Below are 17,922 nucleotides of genomic sequence, written 5' to 3'. Positions count from 1 at the left end.
AGTGCATTTTTAACCTTAGTGGACGTCTCTTTAAAGGTTATAGAAATGCGTCTGCTACCAGTGCAGATCCGACATAAGTGCCTGTAAAAACCAGTAGTGAGATCACCACAATTTTAACGCCAGATCGCTTGAATACGGCTACTTCCATTTTCGAAATCGCCATCGCGGCATACGCAAGCACAGGCGTCACAATGGAAAGAAAGTTCAGCTCTTTTAACTCACCTAGAATGAAACCGGATAAAGGCGACGCAGGAATCGTCAGCAATACACTGATAAGAGACACCCAAGCAACGGTCGGAAAACGAATTGGAACGTACTTAGTTAATAGCAGCCCAATGAAAATCATCGCGTACAAAATCAACATAGCAGGCAAAGCTTGCAGAGGATTAACCCCAGTCCCCGCCCAGTTGGCAAACAAGCTGACGAATGAAACAGCCACTAAAGTCAAAGCACTTTCTTTCAGATTCAGCGTCACTTCTTCTGGCATTTCACTGCCGTTACGATTAACAGATTGATCAAGCATTTTTACTTACCTCATCCGAAGATTGGTCTGCTTTCGATTGTGTGTCCAAAGCCCGTGTTTGTTGACTGGAAAGCTTCTTGTAAAACCATTCCGCAAAGGGCAAAGCAACAAATATCGCAATATAAAGGCCCGTCGCATTGGTAAGGAGATTACTCGCTCCCGCAAACGCTAAAATCTCTTCTTTCATATCTGGAATTGACGCTGCCAAGCTACCAGAGCAAGCCGCCGTCATACTGCCACTGCCTACACCACAGGCCATCGCTAACGCTCGAATATCAATCCACCCTGTCGATGCAAGAAAACCAGCAAGAAGTGCAAAATATAACGTACCGAATAATGTACCCATGACGTAGACACCCATCACACCAATCCCCTCACTGCTCTTAAGACCATAACGGTCAGAGATCAGCGCGATATTTGGCTCTCGTGCGATAGAATACGTTGCTCCTATTGCCTCACGCCCCATTTTGAAAACCAATACCGCAATAGGCATTGCAATCAACATTGTGCCTAGGTTACCCAACTCTTGCAGAACCATAGCCGCACCAGCATCCATAATCTTTGGAATAGCAGGGCCGATTAATGTGCCGAACTTAGCAATGAAAGGAAGAATTGCGATACTAATGATGGGCGCAGCAATTGCCGCGTTCTTTTTATTAATGACTTTTTGAGCTGATCCAATAATGTTTGGATTTAGAAAAAGACAAAAAATAAATGAGTAAAATAACGGCAAAAACAGAAGTTTTGCGTTGGCAATGGGGATGCTCTGAATACCTATCCACTCCGCAATAGCGGAAAAAAGAATAACGATTAAGTGCAATCTCCAGTTTAATAATAATGATATTGGGGATTGTGCGTTCATTTTGTGACTCCAGTTGTTTCAACTTGATGACACTTTCATAGAACGCTTTTTTCGGTTGTCTTTTAAGGGCATCGGTGTTGCCTAAAAAGCAACATAGAATCCCGACTTCTAATAATCAGAGAATACACCCCCTTGCACCTAGCGCGTATATTTGCACCATCACAGCACACACGCTCAGTTTTATTTTCGTTCTCACCTGTTTCCTTAAATAGAAGGAAACATTTCGCACTTAAAAACAGAAGGTTTCTCGCACTAAAAAGAAGCATAAGGACAGTTTATCATTGCTGAAAAAATAGACGCCCAATCCATTTAGCATGGCTTAACGTTCGAAAAAGTTCTACTTATACAATTTCATATAACAAAAAGGTCTTACGACACGACGCTAATCACGTCTAAAAGGTCTGATTGGGAAATAGAAAAGCCCAAATTGCTATGGGCTTTTCTGGGCTTTTTACGATCCACTTAGAATGATAAACGCTAGACGATAAACAAACGCCTAGAGATGTTCAGGACGTTTCGGGAACAAGCGACGCACCACAACGAAAAACAAAGGTACAAAGAAAATCGCCAATAACGTCGCGGTTAAGGTACCCCCAACGATGCCTGAACCGATGGAAATACGACTGTTCGCCCCAGCTCCAGTCGAAAGAGCAAGCGGTAAAGTACCAACGATAAACGCCAACGAGGTCATGATAATTGGACGTAATCGCAAGGTTGCGCCTTCTTTGGCCGCTTCCCATACTGTTGCGCCACGTCGATACGCTTCTTCGGCAAACTCGACAATCAAGATCGCATTTTTTGAAGACAACCCGATCGTAGTCAAAAGCGCGACTTGAAAATACACATCATTTTCCAAGCCTCTTAGATACGCCGCAGCCGCAGTACCAAGCACCCCTAACGGAATCACCATGATGACCGAGAAGGGAACCGTCCAGCTTTCGTACAAGGCCGCCAAACACAAGAACACAACCAGAATAGAAATGGCGTACAACATCTGTGTTTGCCCACTAGACTGACGCTCTTGATAGGACAATCCACTCCAAGCGTAAGACGCGCCTTTTGGCAACTGATCCGCCAAGTTCTCCATCTCATCCATTGCGGCACCGGAACTCACGCCGTTCGCAGCCGCACCTTGAACTTGATAAGAAGCCAACCCGTTGAAACGAGACAAACTACTCGGTCCGTACGTCCAATTGCTGTCAGAAAAGGCAGAAAATGGCGTCATCGTATTACCGCTACCACGTACATACCAATGCTGTAAGTCATCAGGATCAGAGCGATATTGCGCGTCCCCTTTGATATAGACTTTTTTGACGCGTCCTCGGTCGATAAAGTCGTTTACATAGGATCCTGCCCACGCCGACGAAATGGTTGTGGTTATGTCGCTCATTGACAAACCTAATGCCGAGGCTTTTTCTTGGTCGATGTCTATGTGCAACTGCGGCTTCTCTGTTTGTGATCCCATCCTCACACCTGTCAGAATGCTACTCGCATTGGCATCGGCCAACAGCTTGTCACGCATGGCAATCAAGGTCGCTCGATCCGTATTACCCGATGCTTGAAGCTGGAAGGTAAAACCGTTGCTTTGCCCCAAGCCCATAATCGAAGGTGGGAGCAAGGTGAAAATTTGAGCATCCCTTAGTCCAGCAAAGGCCCCCCAAGAGCGACCCGCAATGGCTTGCGCACTGGCCATTGGATTTTGACGTTCTGACCAATTTTTTAGAAGAACAAACGCCATACCTGCATTTTGTCCACTGCCCATAAAGTTGAAGCCGCTGATGGTAAAAATGTCTTTTACATAGTTACCTTCGGTGTTCAGGAAGTGATCTTCCACCTCATTCATCACATCGCTGGTACGGGTCAATGACGCTCCTTCTGGCAAACTCACCATAACCATGATGTCACCTTGGTCTTCTTGCGGTAAAAAGCCACCAGGAAGATTTCCCATCATTGCCCACAAGCCACCAATGATAATGCCATACAGAACGAGCCAGCGAACTGGCTGTTTCACCACTTTAGCGATACGACCAGAATAACGTCCTGTCGCCCAATCGAAGCTTCGATTGAACAGTCCACCTAAGCCTTTTTTGGCGGCATGATGATTTGGTTTCAATAAAGTCGCACAAAGTGCTGGGGAGAGTGTTAAAGCAACGATAACGGACAATATCATTGAAGACACAATCGTAATGGAAAACTGACGGTAAATAACACCCGTTGATCCACTAAAGAACGCCATGGGTAAAAATACCGCCGATAACACCACAGCAATACCGATTAACGCACTGGTGATTTCTTTCATAGACTTAATCGTCGCTTCGCGGGGAGAGAGCTTGTCTTCCTCCATGACCCGTTCCACGTTCTCGACCACGACGATGGCATCGTCCACCAGCAAGCCGATCGACAACACCATGCCAAACATGGTCAATGTATTGATCGAGTAACCAAAGACTTGCAACACACCGAACGTACCCAACAAAACGACCGGTACGGCAATGGCGGGAATCAAGGTCGCACGCCAGCTTTGCAAGAACACAAACATCACGATCACCACCAAGGCGATGGCTTCGAAAAGTGTTTTAACCACTTCCTCGATGGAGATTTTTATGAACGCGGTATTGTCTTTAGGAAAAGAGATTTTATAACCATCGGGCATGTTACGAGCCAGTTCGGTTAGCTTCGCTTTCACCAATTCCGACGTCGACAATGCGTTCGCGCCCGGCGCCAGCATAACGGCCATACCGGAAGCGGGGTGACGATTTAAACGAGGCACATAGTCGTAACTTTCGCTACCGAGCTCAACCGTCGCGACATTACTCAAACGTACCGTTGCACCATTATCATCGTATTTCAAAATGATATCGCGGAATTCTTGAGGCGTTTGCAGTTTGGATTGTGCCGTGACCGTCACGTTTAACTCTTGCCCCACAGGAGAAGGCCTTTGCCCGAGACTACCCGCCGCAACTTGTGTATTTTGAGCACTGATCGCGGAAGAAACGTCGGAAGGCATTAATCCGTAAGATGCAAGCTTAAGCGGGTCCAACCAAATGCGCATGGCATATTCTGAACCGAATACTTGAACGCTACCCACACCTTCGATTCGGGAGACAGAGTCTTGAATACTGGTAATAAGGTAATCCGATAAATCGCTGGCGGTGTCCGTATCCGTTTCGTCGTACAACGCGGCAATCAATAGAAAGTCACTTTGAGATTTACTGACTGAAACACCTTGTTGCTGAACTGACGTCGGCAAGCTAGAGGTCACTTGCTGAATTTTATTCTGAACTTGGACTTGAGCTGTGTCTGCATCCGTTCCTTGTTCAAACACCACATTGATACTGGCTCGACCTGTCGAACTGCTCGAAGAGGAGAAATACAGCAACCCGTCCAAACCGGTTAACTGTTGTTCTAATATCTGAGTCACACTGTTTTCTACGGTTTCAGCAGACGCCCCAGTGTAAGTAGCACTGATCTTGACGCTTGGTGGCGCGACATTAGGATATTGTGAAATGGGAAGCTGGGTAATGGCAAACGCCCCCGCCAGCATAATAACGATCGATATAACCCAAGCAAAGACCGGACGGTTTATAAAGAATTGCGCTAACATCGCTCTTATTCTCCTTGCGGCTGCGTCGATGTCGCTTCATTTACTGCGACCATAGCACCACTTTGCTTATCCATTTGCAGTTGAACGGCTTTCACCAGACTGCCTGCACGAATTTTTGCGGTTCCCTCAACGACGACCTGATCGCCAGCATTGATGCCCTTAACAACCAACCATTGATTACCCAGCGCACGCTCTGTTGTCAGTACTCGTTTTTCGATTTTGTTTTGCGCGTTTACCACGAAAGCAATGGGCTTTCCTTTTAGGTCACGGCTGACACCTTGTTGAGGGACAAGCAGCGCTTTGGAATGGTCGATGTCATTAATCTTGCCTCGGACAAACATACCCGGTAACAACAAGCCGTCGGGGTTTGGAAACTCTGCTCGCAATGTCACACTGCCCGTTAACTCATCGACGTTTATCTCACGGGCTTTCAATTGCCCAGCATAAGGATAAGTCGAATCATCCTCTAACGTCAGTGAGACTTTTTGCGACCCTATCGTCACATCGTCTTGCAAAAGTAGATTACGGACGCGTAGCTGATCGACACTGGTCTGAGACAAATCAACATAGATAGGATCAAGTGAGCGAACCGTGGTGAGCGTGGTTGATTGTGCGGCCGTCACCAATGCCCCAACGGTGACTTCTGAAATGCCTACTCGACCAGAAATAGGCGATGTGATTTGAGTGTGTTCAAGATCTATTTGAGAGCTTTCTAACGCCGCCTCCGCTTTCTTCTGATTGGCTAATGCTTCTAGATACGCGACTTTCGCGTCATCTAGATTTTGCTGCGATACGTTATTACGCTTTCTCAGTGTTTTATAACGCTCATAGGTTTGCTTCGTCGATGTGTAGCTCGCTTTGGCACTTTCAAGCGACGCTTGCGCCTGCTTTACAGAGGACACATAAGTAGAGTCGTCAATCTCATACAATACATCCCCAGTTTGAACCGTTTGACCTTCTTCAAAGAATCGACGTTCAATAATACCGCCTACCTGAGGTCGGATCTCAGCGACCAAACTGGATTTCGTTCTGCCAGGAAGTTCGGACGTTAATTCAATAGATTGAGGCGTAATTTGCACGACACCAACATCCACCGCCTTTGGTGCGCTCGGCGCTGCTTTACTTCCAACCTTGGCGTCCTTGTCCGTTGAGGACTCTTGGCACCCGACCAAGATCAAAGAAACAGCCAATGCACCTGAGATTAATTTGAATTTTGACAACATGCTCGCTATCTTCCTATCAATGCCGTATGAGAATGAACGTTCATTCTCAATATAATCGAATGCGCTGGATCAAAATACAGAGAAACGTGTAAAAAAATGAAATCTAATAAGTCTTTAGTCGACGAGCCGAACCGTCGAGATGTGATCATCGATGCATTGGTCAAAAATGCTTTAACCAAAGGCTTCCATAAAGCCAGCATGAACGAGGTCGCCAAAACGGCCTCTTTGAGCGTCGGGCAAATATACCGATACTTTGCCCATAAAGATGACATTATCTGTGCTTTAGTAGAGCGCCAAACGCAGACACATTTAACCTACCTCGACGCCTTTCTTGATCAAGAAGAGTGGTTGAATACCTTTTTAGAAACACCGGATAAGGAACTCGTTGATTATCGAATCATCAACGCGGAAATTAACGCCGAAGCGGCCCGTAACCCCAAAATTGCAGAAATTTGCCAACACTCTCACAGAGTATTACGAGAACAGTCACTCACCATCATGAAACAAAAGTATGGCATGTCGCGGGAGCAAGCAGCGCCAAAAGTTGAACTATTGGTAACATTAACAGAGGGGATATTGAATCGCGCTTATTTACATGACGCCCCCTATTCGGACGACTTTGAAACCTTAATGAAAGAAACGCTTTCTTTCATTTTTTCTAATAAATGACTTTACAGCGGACCATTTAGCCACCAGCATAGCAATGAACACGAAAGTACAACCCAACAACTGCCAGCTTGTCATTCTCTCAGAATACCAAAATACAGCAAACACAGCTGTCCAGACAGGTTCTAAGTTCATAATAATGGCCGCATGACTCGCTGACGCCAAACTCATTGCATAGGTTTGCAATAAAAAACGCAGTGTCGTGGCGATGAACACACTCGAAAAGAACCAACCTAATGTTGACAAAGACACGGTGGCTGGCACCTCTTCCGTCAACAAAGAGACCACTAAAATCATCACACCTGTTGCCATCAACTGTACCGCGGTTAACCCAAATGAATTGATCGAGGCCGTCAGCTTAGACAGAAACGTAAATTGCAGCGCTAAAAAGCACGCGGCGACCAAAAAATAAAGTTGAGCAAACTCAAAACCAATCGCTGACTGCACGCTTCCTAAGGACAAACACCCGAGCCCGATAACCGCAATAGGCAACGCAAACCAAATACTTCTTGACGACGAGTCTTTAAAAATAAGCCGAGCGACCAAAGGCACAAACACCACACCAAGGCTACTGATAAACGCTCCAACACCAATATTTTGAATTTGGTCAAGGCCGGTTATCCAAAACATCATCGCCAATCCCATTAAACCGCCAACGAAACTGGCATGTTTCCAATCAATTCGAGTCATCCCTAACACAGACTTGGGAGCCACAAGCGTCAGAATAAAACCCGCTAATATAAACCGGGTAGAAATAAAGAAAAAAGGGGGCAGTTCATGCAACGATTCTTTGGAAAAAATCCAACCGAAAGCCGCAAGAATGGTCACCAACACTAAGATTAACTCAGCTTTTAACGAGGCTCCTTTAGTCAAACACACCATCCTTTATTATGATTTTTATTTTCTGTGAGGCCTTTGCGCAACATTGCAAGCGACGGCCTCTCTGTATTTAACGTTACACTTTTGTCGCATCGTACCCATAGACAGGGTCAAGCTTCGTATTCGCAACCGAAGGCATGAATCGAGTTGCCAAACGTACCGCGTTCAAACGCAATGCGCCCACAGCGCCACCGTGCATATGAAACAAGGACGTGTTCGATTTAGACATAGCCTGAATAGCACGCGTTCTTGGTATACGAGCGTCTTGATAATGATTCAGACCGATGTCATCACCGTGCTCTTTTAGGCTTTTTGACAGCACATAAGCATCTTCAATCGCCATTGCAGCGCCTTGCGCCATAAAGGGTAGCATTGGATGACAAGCGTCACCAAGCAAAACCACGCGACCATCACGCCAAGAATCCAACTGAGGGCGCGAGTTTAATGCCCATATAAAGCTTTCATCACAGGCTTCTAATAATTTTGTCACCGTTGGGTGCCAACCAGAAAACGACGCTCTTAGCGTGTTAATATCGCCTTCCTGACGCCAGTTTTCATGTTGCCAGTCTGCTTTTTCCTCAACCGCCACAAAATTAATTAAATCCCCACCTCGCAGATAGTAAGTCACTAAATGCTTAGCAGGCCCCGCCCATACGCACGCTTCGGGTGGTATATGTAAATCAGGGTGTTGCTTGGTATTGATCGTACCGCGCCAAGCCACTTGGCCAGTAAACTCAACCGCCTCTTCGCCTTTCATCGCTTGGCGGGTTGTGGACTTAATACCATCTGCCCCAACTAAAATATCGGCCGTTATCTTACCTTGGTTTGTCTGTACTTCAACCTGCTTAGGCTGGTTTTGGTAACCTGTCACCTGCGTGTTTAGCTTGATATCAACTTGGTTTTCTAAGCAAGCTTGGTACAAGACGCTGATTAAATCCGCTCGGTGCAAATGCCAATATGGCGCGTCGTAGCGATGCACAGCAGCCTCCCCTAACGGAGACTTCAAAAAGTACGCGCCGGTCTGATAGTGGCGTATCCCCGCATATTCAGGAGAAAAAGACACGCTGGCCAACCGCTCCGAGACATCCAGCGCTTGCAGGACTTTCATGGCATTCGGGCTCATTTGTAGCCCTGCACCCACTTCCTTAATCTCTTTGGCCTGCTCCAACACGGTCACATCAAAGCCTTGCTTAGCGCACGAAAGCGCCGTCGCTAAACCACCGATACCTGCGCCTGAAATAACGACTCGTTTCACCATATGTTTATGCTTCTTAATACTGTCTGGCTCAAAGAGCCCCTTCTCACTCAAAGAGGCCGTCGCACGACGGCTGCGCGCTAGGTCTCTCAAAGTCACTTATTCTTTAAACAATCTAACCCAATTCTATGTTTACGGCGCTCGACACGGTAGAATACCGCAATTAAAGACGCTGCCAATGATACAGGCAAAGCCGCACACTGAAATACGTGAGCTTATTTGCAGCCTCCTTTAGCAAAGGCTTCTCAAGCGAAGCGCAAGCATACCTTACAAAAGTGATTCAATCTTCTATGACATTTTCGAAATTCGGCTTAGACCAAGAGATTCTTAGCGCATTAGACACGCTTGAGTTGACAGCTCCAACGTCGATACAAGAGCAAGCCATCCCTGAAATACTGCAAGGGCATGACTTAATCGCCACCGCCCAAACAGGTTCAGGTAAGACAGCGGCATTTTGTTTGCCTATCTTGCAAGCCCTAAAAGACGGCGAAAAGGCCAAACCGAATCACGTACGTTGCTTAATCATTGCGCCAACGCGAGAGCTAGCGATTCAATTAAACGCCAATATCAAAGCGTTTAACGAACACCTTACCTTACGCCATCAAGTCATTTTCGGCGGAGTGCGTGTCTTACCTCAACGAAAATACCTTAAGCGCGGTTCTGACATTTTAGTCGCAACGCCGGGAAGATTGTTAGACCTGCATCAAAGAGGTGACATACTTTTTGATTCGCTCACGCATTTGGTATTGGATGAAGCCGACAGGTTGCTCGATCTTGGCTTCGCCAAGGAGCTTGACCAGATTATTCAGGCACTTCCGAAACAACGCCAAACACTGCTCTTTTCAGCGACCTTCGCGCCGCCAATCAAAAAACTGGCAAAGAAGATACTGAACCAACCTAAAGACGTGACGACGATCCAAAAAGCCGCGGCCAAGCCGAACATAAACCAATGGCTGCATCCGGTCGATAAAAAACGTAAAACCGAGCTACTGCTGGAGCTGCTTAATCGTAAACCGCATGCCCAAGTGATTGTCTTCACCAACACGAAGAAGAACGCCGACTTAGTTGCGCAAGCATTAAACCAAGATGGAATCAGCGCTGGCGCGCTGCACAGCGACAGAACACAAGACGAGCGTATACACGTCTTCGATCAGTTTAAAAACAACGAGATTTCAATACTCGTCGCAACCGACGTTGCCGCACGTGGTATCGATATTCAAAACCTCCCGCTGGTGATCAACTACGACTTACCTAAAGTCTCTGAAGACTACATCCACCGTATTGGCCGTACTGGCCGTGCAGGGCACGCAGGACAAGCCTTCTCCATCGCCAGCGCAGACGAGTTCGACGCCTTGTTAGACATCGAAGCTCTCACAGGAAAGAAAATCACCCGTAAATACATCGATGGTTTTCACCCAGACCACGACATCCCACTGCAACGAAAAGCCAAAGCCAAACCGACCAAATCGAAAAAAGATGCAAAGAAAACCGCAGAGAAAAAACCAACACTGGCAGACAAGCCAAACGACGGACTAAGAAGTAACCCGTTTGCGGTTAGGAAGAAAAAGTAGAAACGAAAACCTAAATAACACTCCATGAAGTGTTTCACGACTACCTTTCACGTATAGACCAATCTCAGTCGAGCTTAAGGGAACCTATGAATAACTCAGTCTATTAGTCGCTCAGCGTTGAAGTTTTGCATTTGCGTTCTATAAACATAAATTTCGTGCGCTTTAGGCACCATTTTGGGATTTTTACTCCCACTTTTTTGGAGTCGACAGACCGATTAACCCCGTGAAAATCGTATCATTTGGTCGACTCGCATTAAGTTTCCAAGCGCGAACAAGACGGCAAGAATATGTCGGTTACTATAGATATCTAAGAAACACTTTCTAAAAGCCTAGACCTTAATCCAGATAATAAGTGATGAATCTGTTTAGAGGGCTTTTACTTTAATATATTAAACAAAGAAAATTTTAATTTTTTATAGATGTTTACCCATATGAGCTAATTTGATTTGCTTTCGTTCGTATTCTTTATATGTCTTCAAACCAAAATAAACTCGAACTGGATTGCCTTTTCCATGTGGAATTCGATTTCCATTATCATCCGTGTCAATTTTAAGATGATACTCACAATTTATCTCTTCAAACTCAGAAGAAGCCACTAAAGGAGGGGGACTGAAAATCGCAGAAACTTTATTCTTCGCTTGTCTAGTACAACTTAAGCTATTTCCAAGTGTATGTGAATATGCTGAAATTACGTTGAGGTCTTCTTGATTTTTGTTAGGATCATTGGAAATTAGGTGATAGGACTGATTTAAAGTATTCAAGCAATGTGATAGCTGAGATTGATAGTCAATATAGGTTCCCACCTGAATCGTTGAAAGAGTGTTTTTTAAATCTGGATGAAAATCAATATATTCATAGTTCATTTCAGACCATGCAATAAAGTTATCAACATTTCCGTTACTATCAGAAATAAATTTCGAGTTTTTATTAAGAGTATCTTTCCAAGAAGTTGTATGTTGATCCATGACTATATCTGGCCATTGATACTTGTTTGATATTACAAATGCATAATGTCTAGGAAGATCGATTAGTTGATTCTTAATTAAAAAAATTAAACATTCTGTGTTATTGTGTTTAACGTATCCTAACACTATTTTATTTATCTCCGCTAAATAAAATAGATAATAATCCCAATTATCATCTAGGATATCAAGTAATCTATCACCTAGTGATGAGCCTATATCACCAAATTCAAATAAGTCATTAGGACACTCAATGTGGACATTTTTTGATCGATCATAAAGAGTCAAGGTTTCTTTAAGGCATGCAACTATATTGTCTACATCTTCATATCTAGTAGCTGAACTAAGGCAATCGACGCTGTATAATGATAAATAGACTTTGGCAGCATCAGTCATTTTCGTTTCCCTATGTCAATTACTCCTAAATTCTGATAATAAGTGCGACACTGCAAGACAGGTGTAGAAGAAGCCAACTGCTGAAGTTGGTACACTTCTTTTCACCACAAAAACAAGCAGTACAAACATGAATTATCAGCAGTTGACCGAAGGGAAACGATACCAGATTTCCGCTCTTTTAGAACAAAAAATGTCAGTGCCCAATATAGCCAATGCCATTAAGTGTCATAAAGCCACGGTTTATCGTGAATTAAAGCGTAACAGGCAAGCAAAACGCTATTGCCCTAAGGAAGCACACACTCTTTGTCTAACAAGACGAAAGAGGTCTGCAAAGTATCGAATACCAACAAAAACGATCAATTATATACGGACTCTTATTGAGTTTGACTGGAGTCCAGAGCAAGTATCTAACGTATTGAGGCTATGTGGCGTTCCAGTCAGTCATGAGTGGATTTATCAATACATTCATGATGATAAAAGGCGCAAAGGAATACTTTACCGACACTTAAGGCAGGGTCATAAGCGCTATCGAAAAGGCAAACGAACAAAAGATGAAGTTATAAAGAACGCTGTATCCATAGAGGAGCGTCCTGATATTGTCGATACGCGAAAACGTTTTGGAGATTGGGAGATAGACACGGTTTTAGGTAAAAGTGGAACAGGCTCGATTGTCACGCTACTTGAGCGAACGACGCGTTTTTACTTGATAAAGAAAGTGAATTCAAAGTCTGCCGTAGATGTCACTCAAGCGACAATAGAGTTGTTAATGCCCTTTAAAGATCACGTACATACGATTACAGCAGATAACGGTAGAGAATTTGCTCATCACGCTAAGATTGCAGAAGCGCTGGATACCAAAGTCTATTTTGCCCACCCTTATAGCTCTTGGGAGCGTGGCGCGAACGAAAACAGTAACGGTCTTTTAAGGCAATATGTGCGTAAAGGAACAGATTTAAGAGAGATTGAAGATGACATGATTCACTGGGCGATGACGAGAATCAACTATCGCCCAAGGAAGTGTTTAGGGTTTAAGCAGCCAGCAGTCGTATTTAAAGAGATGTGCTTAGCGGCTTGAAATGAAAAGTGTCGCACTTCGAACTTGAATTCAGGCTTCTTTCCCTTTCATTAATGTCTTGAGATCGTAAGCTTGTTGATCAAAAAATCCATCTGGCCATGAAGATAACTGGCCATTCTCTCCTATGCTTATTTCTTCGACGTTACTTTCATTATTTTGAACACCAGAAACATAGTAAACTTTAAAACTACCAGTGTTGTAGTCATGATCCAATCGAGCTCCAACTCGTATACCATTAAGCAAATGATCGCTGTGTGTCTCTATAATTACTTGCACACCAGCCAAAGCAGCCCTAGCTATTAATCGACCTATATAACTTTGCCCTTTTGGATGAAGGTGAGCTTCTGGGTTCTCGATAACGACTAAACCGCCAGGCTTCGTAAGTAATAACGCACAAACAATTCCTAACGAATAACTTAGACCAAACCCCATATTTACAGGATTAGTTTTGCGTGAACCGTACGCCTGAAATTGAGCATGGCTAATTTCCGCATTATTGATAGTGTCGGACTCAAAGTTAAACCCCGGAGAAATTTCGGCCATCCAGTTGATGATATTACGTCTGATAGTAGGACCTTCATCATCTTTTAGGATTCGTTTGTCAGTTGGAGATAAGCGTTCACCATTGTTAGTTAGGTCAGTAAGCACTTCATAAGCATACTCACCCTGGGCTCCTAGCCAGTAACGAATCGATTCATCATGACTATTTTCTAAATAAGAGCGCGGACCAAACCGTTCTGCTTTTAAAAACTGAAAACCTTTATCTAAAAAGTAATGATCTGATAATTTCGAAGAATCTACCTCCATTTGCTTGTTCAACAAATGATTTTTTAAACTTCCTTGTTCGATATTATTATCAAATCCCCAGGAGCACTTATTTTCTTCAAAAAAGAAAGAAATTTTTAGAAAATCATCCTCCCCTGCATGAGTAGAAAATATATCCTTTACAGTTCCGAGTTCTACTAAATTATCATTGAGTTGGGCTTGAGTGTTAAATTTACTTTGAAAAGGAATAGCCAAGGCTTGAATCGCTGTGCTTTTTCCTACAGAGTTATTACCACAAAAAACAGTTAAACTTCCAAGGTCGAAATTCTGACGCTTGTAACATTTAAAATTCTTCAATTCTATCCTTGATATCATTTTTATTCCTAATGAGCTATAGGTTGTATATTAATTATGCATCCAGTAGTTTCTTCCAGAATATTCATTATTGCTTCAAATCGATAGTTAATCGTAACTTTCTTACCTGTCGAAGTTGAAAGAGCATAATGTAAACCTCGATCTGAGTTTTGATAAACTGGACTCATCCATTCTGCATATTCTTTTGAATCATTTTGAATAGCATCATATAAACAATCAATAAATTTATCTTTCTTCTCTCGTATAATTTCTTTTTGCTTCTCATTAATATTTGCAAATAGAGTGACGAGCACTTCAAAAAGCGTTTTACTTACAGGTTCTTTTCTATTTTGATTCCGATTTTTTTTGAAAGCACTTTCACCAAACAACTCCAAATTATAATTTAGACTAGATTCAAATCGGGATGTCAAGGACACAATAGCCGGTGACTCAGACTTATAATCAACTTCGTCATTTTCGTTAGTTATTTTTTGGAAGTTTTGAGAATTAATCCAATTCATAGTTTTATTTAGAAAATCATCATATTTTGAACTTCTAAAATTTTTATATCCAAAAATCAAAAAAGCTAACCCACTTAAACACACTTTCAAGTCTTTTTGACGTTTTGGATTAACAGTATTATTTGTCGCTGCGATAAATGTGCTACTAGATGCAAGAAATTTCAAATAAAATACACTACTACCAAAGTTAATTGCAGATCGAATCTCTTGTTCACTCAGTTTTACGCCATAAGTATTTATACGATGGAAGAGTTCTATAATAAATTGGTTTACATTTCCACTATCTTTAGGCTCTTCTTCCATTTCAATAACATAAGCTGTGATTTCAAATTCGTTAATTAAACGAGTTAACTTTCGGTCAAAATCAGTAAAAAACTTACCATTTGCCTCATAAACTGGGGAGTCTTTATCTAGCTTTAGTGGGAAATCCCCCATCATAAAGTCTTGAACAGTCGTAATACGCTGCAGTCCATCGATAACCACCCAATTATCATTTTTACGCTCGCCAAAATAAAAAATGGGAAGAGGTAACCCCATTAAAATAGACTCAATTAGCTTCGACTTTTTTTCATCTTTCCATATTCTGTCTTTGCGCTGATAATCAGGCTGTATCTCGATTTCTTCGTATGTAAGCCGTTGATATAGAGCGTAAAGGGTTGGTGTTTGACGCCGGATATTAGGAACAATTAACTCAGAATCGTCTTCTTCATTTTCCAACTCATCGTCAAAACCTTCTTCGCTATCTAATTCGCTCCCATCGTCTACTCCAGTTAAGGAAGACAGGTCTACAAGGTCTGACATATCAAAATCTACATCCCTAGCTAGATCGGTAGAACTATCATTTCCTTCACTATTACTTCCACCAAAAGAAACTGTAGCTGATTGAATAGACTGATTGATCTTAGTAAGATTTTCTAACACGTTACGAATATTCGTGTCAACAAGAAAACCTGGCTGTTTAATGTGTAGCGATCGAATTTCATTGTCTAGATTAGCCAGAGTTTCATCAAGCTCGGACGCTAACAGTCCTATACTGAAATTTTTATTAAATGCCAAAGTCCTACGAATTTGGCGTTGTTCTCTTGAGGGAAGCTCTTGCGTTACACCTAAAGAATGAAAGTCCCCCTCGCGAAGAACTAAGTGTTTACGCCTTTCAAACTTAAAGTATTGAATATAAGGAAGGTTGGCAAAGATGGTTTCTGGTTGATGCCTACTAGTAAATGAGCCTTGTAAAGCTTGCTCTACATTGCAATATCCATCTTTAGTTAAAGCCAAATAAATTGCTTCTAACTCACGGATATTACGCTTTAGTTCTCGTTTTGAATCTTCGGACTTTACAACATACCTACCCGATTTTCGGTCAATCGAAAGAATTGTAATATCTGCTGTTGTTTCGGTTATTGCTTTCAACGGAAGCTTAATAAGCTGTTCTATATCATTGAGCAAATCGTCAAAATTCATAGGGCACCAAATAACTAAAAGGTATTTACACTATGCTAGCATAGTGTCTCAAGGCGTGAAATAAGCAACATGTGTTAGCTTTAAAATCCTATATAATAGTCAAAGCTTTTTCAAAAAGTCATTAATAGTGTTAGCAATGGCTTGAGACATTAAAAATGGGACTCCATTCCCTATGGATTTAAACATATTCGATAAAGTCATATCATTAGGCAATTCAAATTCTTTAGGTAAAGACTGGATCGCAAGCGCTTCTGATACCGATATACGACGTGTTTTATATGGATGCAAATGAACTTCGTTATTGCCGTAGGCAGATGTGGGAGAATATCTCCACCTATGTAGTCGTTTAAAAGACTTACCACTCACATGGCCTTCTGCAATTCTCTGCATTTTGGGCAGACCAGACTTAGGTTTAAACTGATGCTTTGCATTTGGGTGGTTATAAACATCATTTTTTCTAAACCAGTGCTCAATAGTTAACTCTTTCAAATCCTCGATATAGTTTGGAATAGGGAACTCACTATCAAGCGTATACGGAGTAGTGGTCGGCCATAAAGATTTTTTAAGAACAGCTGAACCATCGTATTTCAGGTAGGCATTCCAATTAAAATTCTGTGTCAATTTATCTTTTTGACTGCGCTTAACCTTCGATTTTTTGATACCAAATAGTAAAATTCGTTCTCTATCTTGAGGACAGCCCACTTCAATACTATTGCTCAACCTATCGGTTATTATATACCCCGCAGCTACTAGCTTATCTTTCATCTCATTATAGAACGCTAAATGTTCTTTGTTAGTTATCAGACCCTTGACGTTCTCAACTAAAAAAAAGTCAGGCTTATACATGATAATTGTATTGATATACGATTCTGTCAGCCTTCCATGATCGCCATCTCGTCCACGGTTCTTACCTGCTACAGAAAAATCAGGGCAAGGAGGACCACCAATGAAGCCAACCAAGCCATCTTTTTTGGCGTCAATTAGATACTGCTTTAGGCGTATTTTTTGAGGGCCAGCTAAGAACTCGTCTATACTGCCAAGGTGATGCTCATACAGAGGCTCAGGTTGATTCATTTTTTGGCGAGAATACTTGTATGCATCATAGAAAGGCTTATAAAACTCGTTGACAAACCTTATATCAAAACCCGAGCGTTCGAAACCAAGGTCTAGAAACCCCACACCTGCAAAAAACGAAAAAATAATCGGTCGTTTGCTAGTTATCGTATTATCTGTATAAGTAGTTGTTAACAAGCTATTTTCCTTAGTCTCTTACGCTACTCTAAATTAGTATCATTAGCTGAAACTGTCGAAAGAGGCCGGATGATAGCCTATCTCTCATAGCTTAAAAAAGCTAATTACTGAGGACTGTTAAAACCTTCCTCAACAATATTATTCGAGACAATCTTTAGTCTCGATACTATCAATCATATGGCTGAAATAAAGATAAAATATCACAATGATACCAAAACACTTGCACCTATCATTACGCATTTTCTATCTTTCTGAATGGCATAGAAACATCGTGAAATATTCAGTAACTACTAGAGCTAATCACGTTTTTCTAAGGAGTTTAACATTTCTCAAATGAACTCCCTTAGATCAACTATTAGAACATCCAAAACTAGAAAAATAAAAAAGCCCATCAGAAACCTGATGGGCTTTTTTATTTGATATGGTGGGCCTGCCCAGACTTGAACTGGGGACCTGCCGATTATGAGTCGGATGCTCTAACCAACTGAGCTACAGGCCCTAAAAGTGGCGGCTATTATAGCCATAGGTTAGGCTGTTGCCAAGCGTTCCGTGAG

The 17,922-nt window shown here is 42.5% G+C and carries 13 protein-coding genes and 1 tRNA gene; 3 read left to right on the top strand and 11 right to left on the bottom strand.

What is annotated here, in order from left to right:
• Window positions 1–37: 37 nt before the first annotated feature.
• The 4 genes from MARME_RS04745 to MARME_RS04730 form a co-directional block, all read right to left on the bottom strand.
• Entirely contained in the window at window positions 38–523 is a 486-nt protein-coding gene (locus MARME_RS04745; RefSeq protein ID WP_013660117.1) for a hypothetical protein, read from the bottom strand.
• Window positions 516–1,385, bottom strand: a complete 870-nt coding sequence (locus MARME_RS04740; RefSeq protein ID WP_013660116.1) for a DUF3100 domain-containing protein — start codon at window positions 1,383–1,385, stop codon at window positions 516–518. Before MARME_RS04740 ends, MARME_RS04745 begins: the two co-directional genes overlap by 8 nt.
• 496 nt (window positions 1,386–1,881) lie before the next feature.
• Complete coding sequence (locus MARME_RS04735; protein ID WP_013660115.1) at window positions 1,882–4,989, bottom strand: efflux RND transporter permease subunit; 3,108 nt, start codon at window positions 4,987–4,989, stop codon at window positions 1,882–1,884.
• A gap of 5 nt (window positions 4,990–4,994) precedes the next feature.
• Window positions 4,995–6,212, bottom strand: coding sequence for an efflux RND transporter periplasmic adaptor subunit (locus MARME_RS04730; RefSeq protein WP_013660114.1), 1,218 nt, complete (start codon window positions 6,210–6,212; stop codon window positions 4,995–4,997).
• 96 nt (window positions 6,213–6,308) lie between these two features.
• Here MARME_RS04730 and MARME_RS04725 point away from each other — a divergent pair, with 96 nt between their 5' ends.
• Entirely contained in the window at window positions 6,309–6,881 is a 573-nt protein-coding gene (locus MARME_RS04725; RefSeq protein ID WP_013660113.1) for a TetR/AcrR family transcriptional regulator, read from the top strand.
• On the opposite strand, the gene MARME_RS04720 is transcribed toward MARME_RS04725, so the two are convergent.
• Both MARME_RS04720 and MARME_RS04715 read right to left on the bottom strand, forming a co-directional pair.
• On the bottom strand, window positions 6,840–7,760 hold the full coding sequence (locus tag MARME_RS04720) for a DMT family transporter (RefSeq protein WP_041647760.1): 921 nt from the start codon (window positions 7,758–7,760) through the stop codon (window positions 6,840–6,842). The two genes, MARME_RS04725 and MARME_RS04720, sit on opposite strands and share 42 nt — an antisense overlap.
• A gap of 73 nt (window positions 7,761–7,833) precedes the next feature.
• Window positions 7,834–9,105: an FAD-dependent monooxygenase gene (locus MARME_RS04715; RefSeq protein ID WP_223295011.1), complete on the bottom strand. Its 1,272-nt coding sequence runs from the start codon at window positions 9,103–9,105 to the stop codon at window positions 7,834–7,836.
• Between the two features lie 197 nt (window positions 9,106–9,302).
• On the opposite strand from MARME_RS04715, the gene MARME_RS04710 reads away from it, so the two are divergent.
• The gene (locus MARME_RS04710) at window positions 9,303–10,583 is read left to right on the top strand and encodes a DEAD/DEAH box helicase (protein WP_148231000.1); all 1,281 of its coding nucleotides are present in this window, start codon (window positions 9,303–9,305) and stop codon (window positions 10,581–10,583) included.
• Between the two features lie 413 nt (window positions 10,584–10,996).
• On the opposite strand, the gene MARME_RS04705 is transcribed toward MARME_RS04710, so the two are convergent.
• Entirely contained in the window at window positions 10,997–11,941 is a 945-nt protein-coding gene (locus tag MARME_RS04705; protein ID WP_013660109.1) for a hypothetical protein, read from the bottom strand.
• Between the two features lie 127 nt (window positions 11,942–12,068).
• Here MARME_RS04705 and MARME_RS04700 point away from each other — a divergent pair, with 127 nt between their 5' ends.
• On the top strand, window positions 12,069–13,016 hold the full coding sequence (locus MARME_RS04700) for an IS30 family transposase (protein ID WP_013660108.1): 948 nt from the start codon (window positions 12,069–12,071) through the stop codon (window positions 13,014–13,016).
• A gap of 30 nt (window positions 13,017–13,046) precedes the next feature.
• Here MARME_RS04700 and MARME_RS04695 read toward each other — a convergent pair whose 3' ends face one another.
• The 4 genes from MARME_RS04695 to MARME_RS04680 all read right to left on the bottom strand — a co-directional run bounded on the left by MARME_RS04695 (window position 13,047) and on the right by MARME_RS04680 (window position 17,867).
• Window positions 13,047–14,156: an AAA family ATPase gene (locus MARME_RS04695; protein WP_013660107.1), complete on the bottom strand. Its 1,110-nt coding sequence runs from the start codon at window positions 14,154–14,156 to the stop codon at window positions 13,047–13,049.
• Between the two features lie 8 nt (window positions 14,157–14,164).
• The gene (locus tag MARME_RS04690) at window positions 14,165–16,117 is read right to left on the bottom strand and encodes a DUF262 domain-containing protein (RefSeq protein ID WP_013660106.1); all 1,953 of its coding nucleotides are present in this window, start codon (window positions 16,115–16,117) and stop codon (window positions 14,165–14,167) included.
• Between the two features lie 99 nt (window positions 16,118–16,216).
• Window positions 16,217–17,368 carry a DNA cytosine methyltransferase gene (locus MARME_RS04685; protein ID WP_013660105.1) on the bottom strand — a complete coding sequence of 384 codons (1,152 nt, stop codon included), beginning with the start codon at window positions 17,366–17,368 and terminating at the stop codon, window positions 16,217–16,219.
• Between the two features lie 422 nt (window positions 17,369–17,790).
• A tRNA-Ile gene (locus MARME_RS04680) sits at window positions 17,791–17,867 on the bottom strand.
• Window positions 17,868–17,922 lie beyond the last annotated feature (55 nt).

It is taken from the genome of Marinomonas mediterranea MMB-1 (assembly GCF_000192865.1).
Taxonomy (GTDB): Bacteria; Pseudomonadota; Gammaproteobacteria; order Pseudomonadales; family Marinomonadaceae; genus Marinomonas; species Marinomonas mediterranea.
Note: the sequence above shows the minus strand (reverse complement) of the source record. Positions and strands in the feature narration are given on the sequence as shown.